A 17,296-nucleotide genomic window follows, 5' to 3' on the forward strand; every position below is an offset into this window, starting at 1 on the left:
GCCTCGGCCACTGGTTGATCGCCGCTGCCCGTACGGCAGTAGGGTGACGCCGTGGCACCACGACCCTTGCATGAAATCGTCGAAGCGGGCTGGGCGCAGGCCCTGGAACCCGTGGCCGGGCGGATCGCGGAGATGGGTGACTTCCTGCGCGCGGAGATCGCCGCGGGACGCACCTATCTCCCGGCCGGGCCGAATGTCCTTCGGGCCTTCAAGCAGCCCTTCGACGACGTACGCGTTCTGATCGTCGGGCAGGACCCGTACCCGACTCCGGGGCACGCGGTGGGGCTGTCCTTCTCCGTCGCACCGGATGTGCGCCCGCTGCCCGGCAGTCTGATCAACATCTTCCGGGAGCTGAACACCGACCTGGGACTGCCCCAGCCGTCCAGCGGCGACCTCACGCCGTGGACCCAGCAGGGCGTGCTGCTGCTCAACAGAGCGCTCACCACGGCCCCGCGGCGTCCGGGCGCCCACCGGGGCAAGGGCTGGGAGGAGGTCACCGAGCAGGCGATACGGGCACTGGCGGCGCGCGGCAAGCCGCTGGTGTCCATCCTCTGGGGCCGCGACGCCCGCAACCTGCGCCCCCTGCTCGGCGACCTCCCGTCGGTCGAGTCCGCGCACCCCTCCCCCATGTCGGCCGACCGCGGCTTCTTCGGGTCCCGCCCGTTCAGCCGCGCCAACGACCTGCTCATGCGCCAGGGGGGTCAACCGGTGGACTGGCGTCTGCCGTGACGGACGACGGAAACGGCCCCGGTCCCACGGGCGCCGGCGGTTTTCTCGCCGTCGACTCCGGGGGCTCCGGGCTGCGGGTCGTCGTCGGGGACGTGCGGCGGGGGCCGCTCGACGTGCGGGAGTCGGGGGTGCCGGTGCGCACGGGTGCCCGGGGGATCGACGCGGGGCACCTGATGGAGCAACTGGTTCCGCTAGTACGTGAATTGGCCGAGGAGACCGGAGTCCCGGCGCTTGGCACCGCCGCCGTCGGTGCCGCCGGTTTCAGCACGCTCGGTGAACAGTTGCGTGCCGAGCTTCCCGGTGCCCTGCGCCGGGAGTGCGGCATCCGGACGGTGGCCCTCGCCGCCGACGCGGTCACCGCGTACGCGGGGGCACTGGGGTCACGGCCCGGTGCCGTGGTCGCCGCGGGGACGGGACTGATCGCCGTCGGCACGGACCTGACCAGGTGGCGGCGGGCGGACGGCTGGGGACATCTGCTCGGCGACTGCGGCGGCGGTGCCTGGATCGGGCGGGCCGGGCTGGAGGCCGCGCTGCGCGCGCACGACGGCCGGGAGGGCGGCTCGGCCCGACTGCTTGAGTGCGCCGAGGAGTTGTTCGGCCCGATCCAGGGGTTGCCCGGCCGGCTGTACCCGCGCCCGGACCGGCCCGCCGTGCTCGCCTCCTTCGCGCCCCGGGTGGCGGCCTGCGCCGACGAGGGCGATCCGGTCGCGGTGGCCGTCCTGCGCGCGGCCGCCCGGCACATGGCCGACTCCGCGGCCGCCGTCTGCCCGACGGAGGACGAGGCCCAAGTGGCTCTCACAGGCGGCCTGTTCAAGCTGGGCGCCCCGCTCCTCGTACCGCTCACCGAGGAACTGGCCACACGGCTGCCGCACGCACACCGGGTGCCGGCCGAGGGCGATCCGCTGCACGGCTCGGTGCGGATCGCGACCGAGCTGGCTGCCGGGACGCTCACCCTGCCACGTGACGAGAAGATGCTGTACGTGGTGAGCACACAAGGGGACTGATTCTCCGTCTTGTCCCCGTTCGTTCCCACCGATCGTCGTTCACCGTACGGAAACCCGCTGATCACTTCCGATCCGCACGTAACTCATCAGACAAAACCGGACGGATACCGCTCACCTGCACCCTCCCCAAACAGGGGAGCCCAGTAAGCCAGTAACATGCGGCGCCATGAGCTCCCCCACTGGGCCCGCGTCCGGCCTGCCAGTACGAATGCCGCGACCCCGCCAGCCCGGGCGGCACCGCCGACCCGAGCCGCTGGCGGCTCCCGAGGGCGCGCCCGCGCTCGTCCTCGCGGTCCCCGGCACGCCCAGCGCCACCGCGCGCGGTCTCGCCGAGGAGGTCGTGAGCATCGCCCGCTCCGAGCTCCCCGGCCTCGACGCCCGCATCGGCTACGTCGACGGGGACGGCTCGGAGTTCCCCACGCTGCAGGCCGTGCTCGCGCACGCCGCCGAGGAGCGCACGGCCCGCTACGAGCAGGCGCTGGCCGCGGGGATGGACGTCAAGGAGCCCGACGGCCCGGTCGCCGTGGTGGTGCCGCTGCTGGCCGGTCCGGACAGCGCGCTGCTGCGTCAGGTCCGCCAGGCCGTGATGGACAGCCGGGTCGCCGCCGAGCTGACCGACGTGCTCGGCCCGCACCCGCTGCTCGCCGAGGCCCTGCACGTGCGGCTGTCGGAGGCGGGTCTGGCCCGCGCCGACCGGGCGCGGCTGTTCACCGTGGCGACCGCCGCGGACGGCATCATCCTGGCCTCCGTGGGCGGCGAGGAGGCCGTGCAGGCGGCCGGGATCACGGGCATGCTGCTCGCCGCGCGGCTCGCCGTGCCGGTGATGGCGGCGGCCCTCGACCAGGAGGGCTCGATCGCGTCCGTCGCCGAGCAGCTGCGCTCCTCGGGCTCGCAGCAGCTGGCGCTCGCCCCGTACCTGATCGGCCCCGAGATCGACCCGGGCCTGATCGAGGAGGCCGCGAAGGAGGCGGACTGCCCGGCCTCCGAGGCGCTCGGCCCCTACCCGGCGATCGGCAAGCTCGCGCTGGCCAAGTACACGACGGCGCTGGGCATCGCCCCGCAGCAGCCGCAGGGTACGCCGGTGCGCTGACCCTGGACAGTCGCCCGGCCGAGGGCCCGCCCGCATGCCGGAGCGGGCCCTCGGGCTCTGCGGCACCGGCCGCCCTCGGCCGTCCTGAACGGTGGACCACCGGCGTCCGGGACCACCGCCGGCCGTTCACTGCCCCACCGGCCCAGGTCGCGACCGTCGGCCATTCGCTGCCCCACCGGCCCAGGTCGCGCGACCGCCGGCCATGCACCGCGCCCGCCGGCCCTGGTCGCGACTTCCAGCCATGCACCGCGCCCCGCCGACCCTGGTCGCGACCGTCAGCCATCGCCGCGACCACCGGCACCCGCCCTGCCCGTTCCCCCCTCGGCCGTGATCCCCCCTCTGCGGTGGCAGGTCAGCCGAACACCACGCAGGACGCCGCCGCCACCGCGATCGCGCCGGCCCGACGCGGCAGCCCTGTGTCCGGGTCGAGCGCGAACCACGTGACATCGCCGGAGCGCTCGTTGGCCACGTACAGGAATCCGCCCGACTGCGCGATCGCCCGCGGCCAGCGGCCGCCGCACGCCACCGTCCCGGTCAGCCGCAGCCCCTCCCCTTCGACGGCGAACACCGACAGCACGTCCTCCCCCCGTGTCGCGGTCCACACGAAGCGGCCGTCGGGCGAGACGACGACACCCGAGGGGTAGGCGTCCCCGGTCGGGCCGCCGGGCAGCACCGAGGTCTCGGTGAGCGGCTTCAGCGAGCCGTCCGAGGCGTCCCAGCGGCAGACGGTGACGGTCGGGGCGAGTTCGTTCACCACGTAGGCGTGGCCGCCGCGCGGGTGGAACGCCAGGTGGCGGGGGCCGGAGCCGGGGCGCAGGGCGGTTTCCCGGTGCAGGACGAGACCGCCGTCCTCCAGCGTGCACACGCGCACGGAGTCCGTGCCCAGGTCGACGCTGACCACCCAGCGGCCGCTCGGATCGGGCTGCACCTGATGGGCGTGCGGCCCCTGCTGGCGGGGGGTGTGCGGGCCGGAGCCGGTGTGCCGGAACACGCCGGACGGGGCGGCGGCGAGGGTGCCGTCGGGGCGCAGCGGGACGGCGGTGACGCTGCCGGAGCCGTAGTTGGCGGTCAGGACGTGGCCCGCGAAGACGCTGAGGTGGGTCGGCCCGTTCCCGCCGACGGGAACGGAACGGCCCGCCGGTTCGGGCACGGCGCCGGTGACGCGGTACGCCGCAACCGCGCCGTCGGCCGTCTCACTGATCGCGTAGAGGGTGTCGCCGCCGGGTGAGAGAGCGAGGTACGAGGGGTCGGGCACGCCGTTCAGGCTGCCCAGCACCGTCAGCGCGCCGCTCGCCGGGTCCACCGCCGCCGTCACCACCCCGGGGCCGCCGGCCGCCGTGAACGACCCGATGAACGCCCGCCCGCCGTCTGCCACCGCTGTCCCCTCTCGGTTGTCGGGTGTCGCAGCCGACGCTAGCAGTTGATCACGCGCGGTCTAGACCAAGAGGGGTGATGGGCAGGCCGGCCGCTCGACGGGTGCCCGCCCGGCCGGACCACGGAACGAGTGCCCGCCCGGCCGGACCACACGACGGGTGCCCGCCCGGCCGGACCACGCGACGGGTGCCCGCCTGATCGGGCCGTGGGACGAGGGCTTGTCCGCCGGGCCTTGCGCCCGGCCCCGCCCCACCGAGCGGCACCGCGGACGTCAGGCCCCGACCAGCGGAGACCCGGGCGGCGTGCGCAGCGGCGTGGCGAGTTCCGTCAGGGCGCGCTCCAGGCCGTGCAGGTGGGCAAGGGCGGCCGGTTCGGCCGGCGGCTCGGGCGCGAGGGAGACGGCCCGCTCCGACGGACCGTCCGTGAGCGCCTCCACCGCGGCCTGCACCCGCCGGCAGGCGGCGGTCAGGCGGTCGTCGTGGGAGGCCTCCGGGTCGGCGGCGACGGCGACCAGGCCGCGGATCTCACGGGCGCACTCGTCGAGCAGGGCGATCACCTGCCGGGCACGGCGCTTGCGGCCGATCAGGGGGTTCAGCGGGTGGACGAGCGGGGCGAGCGCGAGCCGTGCCCGGCCGAGGAGCTGTTCCAGCTCGGTCACGCGCGAGGACGGGTCGGCGGCGGTGTCGCCGGCGAGGCGCGCCGTCGCCTCGGCGGTGCAGGCGTGGACGCAGCGCAGGGCGCGCCGGATCCAGGCGTTGTTCACGGTGTGGGTGGTGACCGGCAGCACGAACAGCACGGCCAGCACGGCGCCCAGCGCCCCGACGCCGGTCTCGGCCAGCCTCAGGGCGAGCAGCGCGGGCTGCAGCACGCCCAGCAGGCCGTAGAGCAACTCGGCAAGCAGGGTGACGCACAGCATCATCCAGGTGTACGACACGGCGGCGGTGTAGAAGATGCCGAACACGCACGCGGCGACGAGCACCGCCGACGGGACGGCGGCACCGTCCAGCGGGACGGCGACCAGCAGGCCGAGGCCGATGCCGAGCACCGTGCCGAGGACGCGCCGGAACCCGCGGACCAGGGTCTCGCCGCGCGAGGCGGTGTTGACGAAGATCCACCACGTGGCGCCGACGGCCCAGTACCAGCGTTCCTCGGACACCAGCTGGCCCACGACCAGCGCGAAGCCCGCGCCGACGGTCGCCTGGACCGCCTGCCGCGTGGTGATACGGGCCAGTCCGATCCCGTCGGGCGGGGCGACCGCCGGGGCGGGGGGCGTACGACGCTCGTAGCACCACAGCCCGAAGCGCACCGCGGCAGCGCTGAGGACGGACAGCAGGACGGCGGCCGTCAACTCGGGCAGCTGTGCGGGGGTGGCCTGGAGGAACTGCGCGACGAAGAAGGTCATGAACGCGAACACGCCGAGGCTGTGCCCGCGCGGTCCCCAGCGTCGGGCGTAGACGCCCCCACCCACCACGGCGAGGAAGGTGAGGTCGCGTGCCACGGGATGGTCGTGCAGGCCGGCAGCGGCGGCCAGCACCGGCAGCCCGACGGTGGGCAGCAAGGCGGTCGTGACGGCCTGCCCCCGCACGGTGGCGTCCGTGACCGTGAACAGGGCGAGCAGCGCGGCCAGCCCTCCGGTGACGGCGCCGACGAGGGAGTGACCCGCGAGCCCGCAGACGACGACCGCGAGCCCGATGCCGAGCACGGCCCGCGCGGCGAAGCGCAGCCGCGCCCGCCCCGGGTCCGGCGCCACGAACACCCTCTTCAGCACTGCTTCCCGTCCCTGCTCCGACCGGCATGAAAAAGGCGCCGCGGAGTTCCGCAGCGCCATCGACGCCTCCATGACAGCATCAGTTCGCCCACTGGCTCAAGTCCACCCCGAGGCACTGGGCCATTGGCACAACAACGTGCGGCGCCTGCGGGCGGCCACCGGTCCATCGGCCCACGTCGGACGGTGTACCCGACGAGGGGCCGGGTGAGCCATTGGTACAGTCGGCGACGATCACCGAAGGAGGAGGCGGGCACCATGGCCGTGGACGAGCTGGACACCCGCATCCTGCGGCTGCTGCTGGAGCAGCCCCGCACGAGCGTGCGCGAGTACGCCCGCATCCTCGGCGTCGCCCGCGGCACCCTCCAGGCCCGGCTGGACCGGCTGGAACGGGACGGCGTGATCACCGGCACGGGCCCGGCGCTCTCCGCCGCCGCACTCGGCCACCCGGTGCTGGCCTTCGTGCACATCGAGGTCACGCAGGGGCACCTGGACGAGGTGGGCGACGCCCTGGCCGCCGTACCGGAGATCGTCGAGGCGTTCTCCATCACGGGCGGCGGCGATCTGCTCACCCGGGTCGTGGCGCGGGACAACGAGCATCTGGAAGACGTGATCCAGAAGCTGATCAGCATGCCGGGGGTCGTCCGCACGCGCACCGAGGTGGCGCTGCGCGAACGCGTCCCGCACCGGCTGCTGCCGCTCGTCGAGTCGATCGGGCGGACGGCGCGGAAGCAGCCCTTGACATCATGACCCCATGAGCCACCTCGCCGGCCTCTCGGTCATCTTCGATCTCGACGGAACGCTCGTGGACAGCGAGCCGAACTACTACGAAGCGGGCCGGCTGACCCTCGCCGAGCACGGCGTGCCCGACTACACCTGGGCCGACCACGAGCGGTACATCGGCATCAGCACGCTCGACACGATCGTCGACTGGCAGCGCCGCTACGACCTGCGCGCCCCGGCAGCCGAACTCCTCGCCGCCAAGAACAGCCGCTACCTGGATCTCGCCCGCGCCTCCACGCGCGCCTACCCGGAGATGCGGAAGTTCGTGGAGCTGCTGGCCACCGAGGGCGTCCCGATGGCCGTGGCGTCGGGTTCCTCGTCAGAGGCCATCGCGGCGGTCCTGGCGGGCACGGGACTGGACGCCCATCTGCGCACCCTGGTGTCGGCCGACGAGGTCGCGCACGGCAAGCCCGCACCCGACGTCTTCCTCGAGGCCGCCCGCCGGCTCCATGCGGACCCCGTCGACTGCGTCGTCGTCGAGGACGCCGCCCCGGGCGCGGCAGCCGCCCACGCGGCCGGCATGCGCTGTATCGCCCTGCCCTACGTCCCCGACCAGGCGGACGGCCCCGAGTTCGCGACCGCCGACCTGCTGGTGCGGGGCGGTCAGGCGGAGTTCACGGCGCGGGCGGCGTACGACTGGCTGACGCGTACGGTCCCCGCGTCCTGACCCACGCCTGCCCGAGCAGCGGCCCGGGACGCGTATGTCGTAGGGACGCGGGTCCACGTACCCAGGGCTAGGAACGGCGGCGGGGCTTGCCGCGGCGGCCGCCCTTGGCGGTGCCGGACCGCGGGTTCTGCCGTGCCGCCGGCTTCCGGCGCGCGGCGGGCTCGGCTCGGCCCTTCTCCTTCGGCTGCGCGGCCGGCTGGGTGCGGCCACGGGTGCTGTTCACCGTCCGGCCGCGCACGATGCCGATGAACTCCTCGACCAGGTCGGTGTGCGCGGCCTCCGGCCAGGACAGGGCCACGCCCGACTGGGGCGCGTCCACCAGCGTCCGGTAGGTGAGGTCCCTGCGGTGGTGCAGCCGCGCCAGGGACTGGGGCACGGCGAGGACGCCGATGCCCGCGGCGACGAGTTCGACGGCGTCGGCGGTGGTGGCGGGGCGTTCGAAGGCGGGCTCCCCGGGCGGCTGCTCCCAGCCGAGGACGTCGTCGAGGGGGTGCAGCACGACCTCGTCGGCGAGGTCCTCGACCGTCACCTCGTCCGCCGCCGTGATCAGGTGGTCCTTGGGCACGACGACGACCGTGGACTCGGTGTAGAGCGGAATCGCGCTGAAGACCTCGCGGTCCACGGGCAGTCGTACGATCCCCGCGTCCGCGCCGCCGTCGCGCAACACAGCGGATGCCTCGGCGGCCGTCACGGAGACCAAGGCGAGGGGGACGTCGGGCAGGCGTTCGTTCCAGATCCGCACCCACTTGCCGGGTGTCGCCCCAGGGACGTACGCGAGCCGGAACGGGGAGGGTGCTTTCGAGCCTGTCACCTCGCCAGGTTACCGGCTGTGGTCGGACGTCTCGTATCCGGCGGATAGTCTGGAGTGCATGAAGTCGCACCAGACCACCCAGACGATGAAGCCCGCGACCGCGGCGAAGAAGCTGGGTGTCTACCTCCCCGCCACCCCCGCCGAGTTCCAGCAGGGCGTCGTCTCCCGCGCCGAGCTGAACGAGCTGCAGGCCGACCCGCCCGAGTGGCTGCGGGAGCTGCGACGCAACGGACCGCACCCGCGCCCGGTGGTCGCGGCGAGGTTGGGCGTGTCCATCGCGGGTCTCGCACGCGGCGGGGTGACCGAGGCGCTGACCACCGAGCAGATCGAGACGCTGAGGCAGGAGCGTCCCGAGTGGCTGGAGAAGGAGCAGGCCACGCAGGTGGAGGTGCGCAAGGAGGCGGCCCGGCTGAAGCAGAAGAAGGCCGAGCGTTCCTGAGGACCACGAGACCGGGTGGGACCGCAAGCCCTGTTGGGCGCACGCGTCCCGGCCCTGAGGGTTCCGCCCCTGAGCACGTTCCGCCCCGCCGCATCCGGACCCCCGAGCAGGTCCCGCCCCTGACCGCGTCCCGGCCCTGAGCACGCCTCCCGGCCCTTACGGCGGACGGCCCGTTCCCGCTCAAGGCAGGGCGAACGCGGGATGCCCGCCGTTGAGGAAGTACTCGCCGACCTCCCGGAGCCGGCGGGCGACCGATTCCCGCAGGGTGTGGATCCGGGTGTCGCGCCAGAAGCGGTCGAGCCCGTGTCGCTGGGCGGCTGGAACACGGGGGAACGCGGCTGGATCCCGTCGATCCGGTCGGGTCTACGCCGCCGCCACGGCTCCCTCCCGGTGGATCGGCGTCCCCGAGCCCGTCAGCGGCGCGCCCGTGCCGCCGCGGCGGGCGGCGACGATCTCGGCGGCGATCGACACGGCGGTCTCCTCCGGCGTACGGGCGCCCAGATCCAGGCCGATCGGTGACCGCAGCCGGGCCAACTCCCGCTCCCCGAGGCCGGCTTCCCGCAGCCGTCCGTCGCGGTCCTCATGGGTCCGGCGGGAGCCCATCGCGCCGACGTAGGCGACGGGCAGCCGGAGGGCCTCGGTGAGCAGCGGAACGTCGAACTTGGCGTCGTGCGTCAGGACGCACAGCACCGTGCGCGCGTCGGTCCGGGTGCGGCGCAGATAGCGGTGCGGCCAGTCGACGACGATGTCGTCGGCCTCGGGAAAGCGGGTGCGGGTGGCGAAGACGGGGCGGGCGTCGCAGAGGGTGACGTGGTAGCCGAGGAACTTCCCGGCGCGGACGAGAGCAGCGGCGAAGTCGACGGCACCGAAGACGATCATTCGGGGCGGGGGGACTTTCGACTCCACGAGGATCGTGAGGTCGCAGACGTCGAGGGTGCCGGTGCGGCCCGCTTCCAGCATGGCGCGGGCCTCGGCCGCGATGCGTTCCAGCGGTGCTGCCGGTGGGCGGGTGCCGCGGTCGTGTGGCCGGTCGCCCGGTTCTCCCGCCGCACGGGGCGCGTACGTGCCGTCCGGGTGGACCAGCACCGGTGTGCCCAGCAGTCCCGCCGGGCCCCTCGTCACTCGTGCCAGAGCCACCGCCTCACCCCGGGACGCGGCCTTCAGCGCGTCGGTGACGACCTGGCGGTCGTGCGTGACCGGTGTGATCAGGACCTCGATCTCGCCGCCGCAGGTCAGGCCCACCGCGAAGGCGTCCTCGTCGCTGTAGCCGAAGCGCTCGAGGACCGGCCGGCCGTCCTCGAGGGACTGCACGCACAGGTCGTACACCGCTCCCTCGACGCAACCGCCGGAGACCGAGCCGATAACCCTGCCCTCGGTGTCGACGGCGAGGGCGGCGCCGGGGGCGCGTGGCGCGCTCCGGTCGACGGCGACGACCGTCGCGACGGCGAAGTCCCGGCCCTCCTCGGCCCAGCGGTGCAGCTCGTCGGCGATGTCAAGCATCGGTGCCCGCCATCAGGACGCGGTCGGGCCGGATGGGCAGGCTGCGGTGGCGTACGCCGGTCGCGTGCCAGACGGCGTTGGCGATCGCTGCCGCCGCGCCGACGATGCCGATCTCGCCGATGCCCTTGATGCCGACGGGGTCGTCCGGGTCCGGATCGTCCACCCAGTCCACCTCGATGTGCGGTATGTCGGCGTGCGCCGCGACGTGGTAACCGGCCAGGTCTGCGCCGATGTTGCCGCCGGAGGCGCGGTCGCGGACGGCTCCCTCGTGCAGGGCCATGGAGATACCCCAGATCATGCCGCCGACCAGCTGGTTGCGCGCGGTCAGCGGATTGACGATCCGGCCCGCGGCGAAGATGCCGAGCATGCGCCGCACGCGCACCTCGCCGGTGGTGACGTCCACGGCCACCTCGGCGAACTGCGCGCCGAAGGAGTGCCGTTCCTTCTGCGCCAGGGCGGCGAGCGCCTCGGTGGTGTCCGACCGTACGGTGATGCCCTCCGGCGGGATGTCCGCGCCCAGGGCGAGCCGTTCGCGCAGCTCGGCGGCCGCCACCGTGATCGACCAGGCCCAGGAGCGGGTGCCCATGGACCCACCGGCGATCATCGCCGGCCCGAAGTCGCTGTCCCCGATCCGCACCCGGACGCGGTCCGGCGGCACCTCCAGCGCGTCGGCGGCGATCAGGGTGAGGGCCGTACGGGCTCCGGTGCCGATGTCCGAAGCGGCGGTGCGCACCGTGAAGGTGCCGTCCGCCTCCGCCGTCACCGCCGCCGTCGAGGGCCCGGCTCCGGCGAAGAAGGAGGACGCCGCGGTGCCGGTGCCGATCAGCCGGTGTCCGTCGCGGCGCACGCCGGGGCGCGGGTCACGATCCGCCCAGCCGAATCGGCGGGCGCCCTCCTCGAAGCAGGCGAGCAGGTTGCGGCTGCTGAACGGCAGCCCGGAGACCGGCCCGGCCGTGGGTTCGTTGCGGGCGCGCAGCGCGATCGGGTCGATGCCGCACTTCGCGGCGAGTTCGTCGACCGCCGACTCCAGCGCGAACGCCCCCGGTGCCTCACCCGGCGCCCGCATCCAGGTCGGGGTCGGCACATCGAGCCGTACGACGTGGTTGGCGGTGTGGTGAGCGTCGGCGTCGTACATCACCCGGGCCACACCGGCGGCGGGCTCGACGAAGTCGAACACCGTGGACGTGTGGTTCACGGAGCGGTGTTCCAGGGCCCGCAGCCGGCCGTCGGGGTCGGCGCCGAGCCGGACTCGCTGTGTCGTGGGGCTGCGGTGGCCGGCCAGCGAGAACATCTGGCGGCGGGTCAGCACGACCCGCACCGGGCGCTGGAGGGCGGTGGCGGCCATCACCGCGGCCACCTGGTGGGCGCGGATGCCCTTGCTGCCGAAGCCGCCCCCCACGTGCTCGGAGCGCACGCGAACGGCGCTCGGGTCGAGGGAGAAGATCTTCGCGAGGGCGTCCTGGATCCACGTGGCGCCCTGGTTGGAGTCGATGACGTCGAGCCTGCCGCCGTCCCAGCGTGCCGTCGCCGCGTGCGGCTCCATGGGGTTGTGGTGCTCCTCCGGGGTGGTGTACTCGGCGTCCACGACGACGGCGGACGCGGCGAGCTCGGCCTCCAGTTCGCCCTTCCCGGTCACCGCCGGCATATGGCCGTCGACCGGCTGGGCATCCGGGCGGTCGGCGGAGAAGGCGACGTCGTGCGGCTCCTGCTCGTAGTGCACGACCAGGGCCTCGGCGGCCTCCCGCGCCTGCTCCGGCGTCTCGGCGACGACGAGCGCCACCGGCCATCCCGCGTGCGGCACCCGGTCGCTCTGGAAGAGGGCGGCCGACGGATCCGGCGGGACGCCCAGCAGACCGATGTGCCCGGTGTCGACGCGGGGGGCGTTGCCGTGGTGCAGGACGGCGAGGACGCCGGGCATGGCGAGGGCGCTGTCGGTCTCCAGCGCGGCGATGCGGCCGCGGGCGACCGTCGACAACGCCAGCCAGCCGTGGGCGAGTTCGGCGAAGGGGATCTCCGCCGCGTAGCGGGCGGCGCCGGTGACCTTCTCCCGGCCCTCGACGCGGGTGTGGGCGGTGCCGACGGACGGCTTCAGGGGAGTGACGGTCATCGAGCGGCCTCCTCGGCGAGTTCGGTGAGTACGGCCACCACGAGATTGCGCATGAGGGTCACCTTGTATCGGTTGTCCGGCAGCGGCTGGGCGGCGGCCAGTTCGGCGTCCGCCGCGGCGGCGAAGGTGCCGGCGTCGGCCGGGGCTCCGGTGAGCAGTCGCTCGGCGGTGCGCGCCCGCCACGGCCGCGAGGCGACCGCGCCGAACGCCAGCCGCACGTCCCGTACGACACCGTCGTGGACGTCGAGCGCGGCGGCGACGGAGCCGATCGCGAAGGCGTACGAGGCGCGCTCACGCACCTTGCGGTAGCGCGAGCGGGCGGCGACCGGCGCCGGCGGCAGGGTGACGGCGGTGATCAGCGCGCCCGGCGGCAGGTCGGTCTCCAGGTGCGGGGTGTCGCCCACCGGCCGGTAGAGCTGGGTGAGCGGCAACTCCCCAGGCCCGTCCGCCGTTTCGTAGGACACGACGGCGTCGAGGGCGGTGAGCGCGACCGCCATGTCCGAGGGGTGCGTGGCCACACAGTGCCCGGAGGCGCCCAGGATCGCGTGGTTGTGGTGCTCTCCCTCGACGGCGGGGCAGCCGCTGCCGGGGACGCGCTTGTTGCAGGGCTGGGTCACGTCGGCGAAGTAGCCGCAGCGGGTGCGCTGGAGCAGATTGCCGCCGACGGTGGCCATGTTGCGCAGCTGCCCGGACGCGCCGGCGAGTACCGCCTGCGTGAGCACCGGGTAGCGGCGGCGGACCTCGGGGTGGGCGGCGAGGTCGCTGTTGGTGACGGTGGCGCCGATGCGCAGACCGCCGTCCTCGGTCGGCTCGATCCGGTCGAGCGGCAGTTCACGGACGTCGACGAGGCGGGCGGGGCGCTCGACGCCGGTCTTCATCAGGTCGACGAGGTTGGTGCCGCCGCCGAGGAAGCGGGCGTCCGGGTCGGCGCCGAGCAGCGCGACCGCGCCGGAGACGTCGAAGGCCCGTTGGTAGCCGAACTCCTTCATGCCGCCGCTCCCTCGGTGTCCTCCTGGCCGTCGGCCGCCCGGCCGACGGCCTGCACGATCGACACGTATGCCCCGCAACGGCACAGGTTGCCGCTCATCCGCTCGCGGATCTCCTCCGGCGTCAGGGGCGGCGGTCCCGCTTCGGGCCGTACGTCGTCGGTGACGGCGCTCGGCCAGCCGGCCGCGTGCTCCTCGATGACGGCGATGGCCGAGCAGATCTGTCCGGGTGTGCAGTAGCCGCACTGGAAGCCGTCGAGGTCGAGGAACGCCTGCTGCACCGGATGCAGCCGGTCACCGTCCGCCACGCCCTCGATGGTGGTGATCTCCCGCCCGTCGGCCGCGACCGCGAGCTGGAGGCAGGACACGGCGCGGCGGCCGTCGACCAGGACGGTGCAGGCACCGCATTGCCCCTGGTCACAGCCCTTCTTCGTGCCGGTGAGATCGAGGCGTTCGCGCAGTGCGTCGAGCAGGGTGGTGCGGTGGTCGACGGACAGCGGGTACTTCTCGCCGTTGATGTTCAAGGTGATGGCGCTGGACGTCGATGGGGCCATGATCAGCCTTCTTTCGCGTATCCGAGGCACGCAGACGGTTGAAAAACGGGAAAGGAGCAGGGGGTGATGTCGGCAACAGGGAGCGCCGTGACGGCGCAGGACGTGGCGAGAACCGCTCGATCGCCGCTATGGTGAAGTCAACCGGACAGCTGTCCGCTAACTGGAAACGTACCGGACAGTTGTCCGCTTAGCAAGACCGGGTTCCGGCCGTGGCCCGCGAGGAGGACGAGTGCGGGAGAAGCAGGAGGCGCCTCAGCGCTCGGACGCGCAGCGGAACCGGGAGCGGATCCTGGAGGTCGCGGTGGGCGAGCTGACCCACCGCCCGAACGCCCCGCTGAGCGCGATCGCCAAGAAAGCGGGCGTCGGGCAGGGCACTTTCTACCGGAACTTCCCCAACCGCGAGGCGCTGGTCCTGGAGATCTACCGGCACGAGATGCAGCACGTCGCCGACAGCGCGGCCGAGCTGCTGGAGCGCCGGGAGCCGGACGAGGCGCTGCGCGAGTGGATGGACCACCTCGCCCGGTTCGCGATGACGAAGGCGGGGCTCGCCGAGGCGTTCCGGCAGGCCATCGGGGCGGGGACGCAGAAGCCCGGACACACGCCGGTGGTCGCCGCCGCCGAACTGCTGCTGCACGCCGCCGAGGAGGCCGGCACCATCCGGCCCGGGGTGACCGCCGACGACTTCGTTCTCGCCATCTCCGGCCTGTGGCAGATCGACCCGCACACCGACTGGCAACCGCGCGCGGCGCGTCTGCTGGACCTGGTGATGGACGGGCTGCGGGCGAGGGCTCCGGGGCGGTGAGGCGCCGCCCCCGTGGACGAGACACCGGATTCCGCGAAAGTCAATAGTCGTTCTGTGTAGGCCATATCAACTGCCGTTCACGGATGCTTCTTTGTGCTTCCGTGCGCCCCCGGGAAATATGCATTGCGGGGGCCGACCCCGGGTTGGACTGGGCAGAACAATGACTCAAGCGCCAGGACGTGAGCAGTCACCGTATGTGTGCGTCGGCTGAGGCAGGGGGTATTCGATGAGTGGTGCCGTGACCGAGCCTGCGCGAGCATCGACCGTGGGTACTGCACCAGGCATATTCCCATCCGTCAGCCATGCTATCGCCCTGTTCCGGCGTCCGCTGGACTTCCTGAATTCCTTACCCGCGCACGGGGATCTTGTGGAGTTACGCCTGGGTCCCCGGCGCGCCTGGGTGATCTGCGAACCGCAGCTGGTCCAGCGGATGCTCATGGACCCGCACACCTTCGACAAGGGCGGCACGCAGTACGACCGGCTCGGCGCGCTGATGGGCAACGGCCTCGTCACCTGCCCGCAGTCCGAGCACCGCCGCCAGCGCACGCTCCTGCAGCCCGGCTTCCACCCGTCGCGCATCCCCGCGTACACCGCGCTGATGGCCGAGGAGGCACAGGCGCTGTGTGGTGAGTGGCGGGCCGGCCTGTGGGTCGACGTCACCGGGGCGATGATGGCGCTGACGACGCGGGTGACCAGCCGGGTGTTGTTCTCCGGCTCGCTGGACGCCGAGCGGGCGGCCCTCGTGCGGGAGAGCCTGGCCGCCGTGGTGCGGGGCCTGTTCGCCCGTACGGTCGTGCCGGTCGACGCCGTCTTCCGCGTCCCCACGCCCGCCAACCGGCGCTACCGACACGCGCTGCGCCGCCTGCACGCGCTGGTGGACGCGATCATCGCCGAACGGCGGAACGCCCCGCCCCGCGACGACCTGCTGAGCACCCTGCTGTCGACGCGCGAGGGGGACGGCGCCACGCAGAGGCCGGTCACCGACCGGGAGATCCACGACCAGCTGATCACGCTGCTGCTCACCGGCGTGGAGACCACGGCGATGTGCCTCGCCTCGGCGTTCGGACTGCTGGCCCGAAACCCGGAGACGGAGCGAGCCCTGCACCGCGAGCTCGACGCCGTCCTCCCCGACGGGCAGGCGCCGGGCCACGAGGACCTGGCGCGCCTCGAGTACACCCGGTGCGTGGTCACCGAGACGCTGCGCGTGTGGCCGCCCGGCTGGCTGTTCACCCGGGTCACCACCCGCGACACGGAACTCGGCGGTCAGCGGTTGCCGCGGGGGGCGATGATCCTGTACAGCCCCTACCTCCTGCACCACGACCCGGCGTCCTTCCCCGAACCCGAGCGGTTCCTTCCCGAACGCTGGCTCCCGGAGCGGCGGACGGCCGTGCCGAAGGGCGCGATGCTGCCGTTCGCCGCGGGAAACCGCAAGTGCATCGGCGACAGGTTCGCCATGGCGGAGGCGATGGTGGGCGTCGCGACGGTGGCGGCGCACTGGCGCCTGCGGCCGGTGACGGGACACGACGACCGACTGCGTCCGGCGGCGACGCTGGGGCCGAGGGCGCTGGTGATGATCTGCGAGCCGCGTCAGGCATGACAGGACTTTCGAACGGCAGGTGAGAACGATGCACACAGTGCAGCAGGAAATCCCGGCCGCAGCGCACGGCGGACCGTCCGGAGGCACTCTCAAGGAACTCATAGATTCCTCGCTCTACATGCCCTTTCCCTTTCTCAGCAATCCATATGACGCCGAAGTCGCTGCAGGCGTGGACGCCTGGTTGCGCGCCTGGGGATTGACCGACGACCCGGCCGTGGCGGACATGATCGTCCGCACTCGGCCCGCCCAGCTCGCGTCCTACAACAGCCCGGCGGTGGACCGCGGCATTCTCCAGATCGTGGCGCACCAGATCGCCTATCAATTCGTCTTCGACGACCGCGCCGAGGAAGTCGGCCGGCGGTGGCCGGGCCGGCTGCTGCCCATGCTCAGCGAGAGCATCGGCATCCTGCGCGACGGCCGGCCGCCCAGCACTCCGCTCGGCGCCGCGCTGACCGACCTCCGCCGCCAGGTGCAGGAGCGGTGCACCCCCGCCCAGGCGGCGCGATGGGACTGGCACAGCCGCGAGTACGTGCACGGCCTGCTGTACGAATCGGTGGCCCAGACGCACGCCGCGCCTCTGTCGACCGGGGTATGCACGACCATACGTTCGCTCACCGCGGGCGTGGAGCCCTTCTACCCGCTGTACGAGGCGGCGCAGTCCCAAGAGCTGACCAGCGAGGAGTATTACCACCCCGTCATGGAGCGGCTGCGGCGGCTGTCGGTCGACGCCGCCGTGTGGACGGCCGATCTCTTCTCCGCGGTGAAGGAACAACGGGCCGGCGGAATGATCAATCTGGCGCTGGCCCACCAGCGCGCGCAAGGGTGCTCCCTGCCTATGGCGGTGAGCCTGGCCGTCCGGCAGGTCAACGCGACGATCAGCGAGTTCGAGACGCTCTGCCAGGAGATCGAACCGGAGTTGAGCCCCGCGGGCGTCGGTTACGTCGAGGGCATGGTCGGCTGGATCCGCGGCTGCTACTACTGGTCCCGGACCGTCCCGCGCTACGCGGACGCGGCCGTGGCGCCATCACGCCCGTGAGTTCCGAACGACGCCGACGATCGAAGGGCTGTACCCGGAGAACAGACAATCA

16 protein-coding genes are annotated in these 17,296 nt (G+C 73.2%); 9 read left to right on the top strand and 7 right to left on the bottom strand.

The annotated features are described in order from the left end of the window. The first annotated feature begins 51 nt into the window (after positions 1 to 51). From IPT68_RS04715 to IPT68_RS04725, 3 genes are all read left to right on the top strand, one after another. Positions 52 to 729, top strand: a complete 678-nt coding sequence (locus IPT68_RS04715; protein ID WP_189697312.1) for a uracil-DNA glycosylase — start codon at positions 52 to 54, stop codon at positions 727 to 729. Next, positions 726 to 1,733: an N-acetylglucosamine kinase gene (locus tag IPT68_RS04720; protein ID WP_189697311.1), complete on the top strand. Its 1,008-nt coding sequence runs from the start codon at positions 726 to 728 to the stop codon at positions 1,731 to 1,733. The genes IPT68_RS04715 and IPT68_RS04720 overlap by 4 nt, the downstream gene beginning before the upstream one ends. Positions 1,734 to 1,899: 166 nt before the next feature. Next, the gene (locus tag IPT68_RS04725; protein WP_189697310.1) at positions 1,900 to 2,823 is read left to right on the top strand and encodes a sirohydrochlorin chelatase; all 924 of its coding nucleotides are present in this window, start codon (positions 1,900 to 1,902) and stop codon (positions 2,821 to 2,823) included. A gap of 352 nt (positions 2,824 to 3,175) precedes the next feature. Here the strand turns inward: IPT68_RS04725 and IPT68_RS04730 are convergent, their stop codons facing one another. Then, entirely contained in the window at positions 3,176 to 4,198 is a 1,023-nt protein-coding gene (locus IPT68_RS04730) for a lactonase family protein (protein WP_189697309.1), read from the bottom strand. Between the two features lie 270 nt (positions 4,199 to 4,468). Further along, positions 4,469 to 5,965, bottom strand: coding sequence for an FUSC family protein (locus tag IPT68_RS04735; protein WP_189697308.1), 1,497 nt, complete (start codon positions 5,963 to 5,965; stop codon positions 4,469 to 4,471). A 255-nt stretch (positions 5,966 to 6,220) separates the two neighbouring features. Between IPT68_RS04735 and IPT68_RS04740 the strand changes: the two genes are divergently transcribed. Then, a complete protein-coding gene (locus tag IPT68_RS04740; protein ID WP_189697307.1) occupies positions 6,221 to 6,712 on the top strand; it encodes an Lrp/AsnC family transcriptional regulator in 492 nt (163 codons plus the stop codon). A 4-nt stretch (positions 6,713 to 6,716) separates the two neighbouring features. Next, positions 6,717 to 7,412, top strand: a complete 696-nt coding sequence (locus IPT68_RS04745; protein ID WP_189697306.1) for an HAD family hydrolase — start codon at positions 6,717 to 6,719, stop codon at positions 7,410 to 7,412. A 67-nt stretch (positions 7,413 to 7,479) separates the two neighbouring features. On the opposite strand, the gene IPT68_RS04750 is transcribed toward IPT68_RS04745, so the two are convergent. Further along, positions 7,480 to 8,223 (bottom strand): LysR family substrate-binding domain-containing protein, encoded by a 744-nt coding sequence (locus IPT68_RS04750; protein ID WP_189697305.1) that lies wholly within the window; start codon positions 8,221 to 8,223, stop codon positions 7,480 to 7,482. Between the two features lie 58 nt (positions 8,224 to 8,281). On the opposite strand from IPT68_RS04750, the gene IPT68_RS04755 reads away from it, so the two are divergent. Continuing rightward, positions 8,282 to 8,662 carry a DUF5997 family protein gene (locus tag IPT68_RS04755; protein ID WP_189697304.1) on the top strand — a complete coding sequence of 127 codons (381 nt, stop codon included), beginning with the start codon at positions 8,282 to 8,284 and terminating at the stop codon, positions 8,660 to 8,662. Between the two features lie 363 nt (positions 8,663 to 9,025). Here the strand turns inward: IPT68_RS04755 and IPT68_RS04760 are convergent, their stop codons facing one another. From IPT68_RS04760 to IPT68_RS04775, 4 genes are read right to left on the bottom strand one after another with little or no spacing between them, the layout of a single operon-like run. Continuing rightward, positions 9,026 to 10,162: an XdhC family protein gene (locus IPT68_RS04760; RefSeq protein WP_189697303.1), complete on the bottom strand. Its 1,137-nt coding sequence runs from the start codon at positions 10,160 to 10,162 to the stop codon at positions 9,026 to 9,028. Then, the gene (locus tag IPT68_RS04765) at positions 10,155 to 12,269 is read right to left on the bottom strand and encodes a xanthine dehydrogenase family protein molybdopterin-binding subunit (RefSeq protein ID WP_189697302.1); all 2,115 of its coding nucleotides are present in this window, start codon (positions 12,267 to 12,269) and stop codon (positions 10,155 to 10,157) included. Before IPT68_RS04765 ends, IPT68_RS04760 begins: the two co-directional genes overlap by 8 nt. Continuing rightward, positions 12,266 to 13,258: an FAD binding domain-containing protein gene (locus IPT68_RS04770; RefSeq protein ID WP_189697301.1), complete on the bottom strand. Its 993-nt coding sequence runs from the start codon at positions 13,256 to 13,258 to the stop codon at positions 12,266 to 12,268. Before IPT68_RS04770 ends, IPT68_RS04765 begins: the two co-directional genes overlap by 4 nt. Next, entirely contained in the window at positions 13,255 to 13,809 is a 555-nt protein-coding gene (locus tag IPT68_RS04775; RefSeq protein ID WP_189697300.1) for a (2Fe-2S)-binding protein, read from the bottom strand. Before IPT68_RS04775 ends, IPT68_RS04770 begins: the two co-directional genes overlap by 4 nt. Before the next feature lie 229 nt (positions 13,810 to 14,038). Between IPT68_RS04775 and IPT68_RS04780 the strand changes: the two genes are divergently transcribed. The 3 genes from IPT68_RS04780 to IPT68_RS04790 all read left to right on the top strand — a co-directional run bounded on the left by IPT68_RS04780 (position 14,039) and on the right by IPT68_RS04790 (position 17,244). Then, positions 14,039 to 14,611, top strand: coding sequence for a TetR/AcrR family transcriptional regulator (locus tag IPT68_RS04780; protein WP_189697299.1), 573 nt, complete (start codon positions 14,039 to 14,041; stop codon positions 14,609 to 14,611). Positions 14,612 to 15,011: 400 nt separating this feature from the next. Further along, positions 15,012 to 16,208: a cytochrome P450 gene (locus IPT68_RS04785; RefSeq protein ID WP_407699460.1), complete on the top strand. Its 1,197-nt coding sequence runs from the start codon at positions 15,012 to 15,014 to the stop codon at positions 16,206 to 16,208. Between the two features lie 28 nt (positions 16,209 to 16,236). After that, complete coding sequence (locus IPT68_RS04790) at positions 16,237 to 17,244, top strand: (-)-alpha-amorphene synthase (protein ID WP_228040267.1); 1,008 nt, start codon at positions 16,237 to 16,239, stop codon at positions 17,242 to 17,244. Positions 17,245 to 17,296: the final 52 nt, after the last annotated feature.

This window comes from Streptomyces chromofuscus (assembly GCF_015160875.1).
GTDB classification, from domain to species: domain Bacteria; phylum Actinomycetota; class Actinomycetes; order Streptomycetales; family Streptomycetaceae; genus Streptomyces; species Streptomyces chromofuscus.

Excerpts from the sequence above, each read along its gene's own strand:
- IPT68_RS04725 (WP_189697310.1), top strand. The coding sequence starts at position 1,900 with ATGAGCTCCCCCACTGGGCCCGCGTCCGGCCTGCCAGTACGAATGCCG.
- IPT68_RS04740 (WP_189697307.1), top strand. The coding sequence starts at position 6,221 with ATGGCCGTGGACGAGCTGGACACCCGCATCCTGCGGCTGCTGCTGGAG.
- IPT68_RS04745 (WP_189697306.1), top strand. The coding sequence starts at position 6,717 with ATGAGCCACCTCGCCGGCCTCTCGGTCATCTTCGATCTCGACGGAACG.
- IPT68_RS04755 (WP_189697304.1), top strand. The coding sequence starts at position 8,282 with ATGAAGTCGCACCAGACCACCCAGACGATGAAGCCCGCGACCGCGGCG.
- IPT68_RS04760 (WP_189697303.1), bottom strand. The coding sequence starts at position 10,162 with ATGCTTGACATCGCCGACGAGCTGCACCGCTGGGCCGAGGAGGGCCGG.
- IPT68_RS04765 (WP_189697302.1), bottom strand. The coding sequence starts at position 12,269 with ATGACCGTCACTCCCCTGAAGCCGTCCGTCGGCACCGCCCACACCCGC.
- IPT68_RS04770 (WP_189697301.1), bottom strand. The coding sequence starts at position 13,258 with ATGAAGGAGTTCGGCTACCAACGGGCCTTCGACGTCTCCGGCGCGGTC.
- IPT68_RS04775 (WP_189697300.1), bottom strand. The coding sequence starts at position 13,809 with ATGGCCCCATCGACGTCCAGCGCCATCACCTTGAACATCAACGGCGAG.
- IPT68_RS04790 (WP_228040267.1), top strand. The coding sequence starts at position 16,237 with ATGCACACAGTGCAGCAGGAAATCCCGGCCGCAGCGCACGGCGGACCG.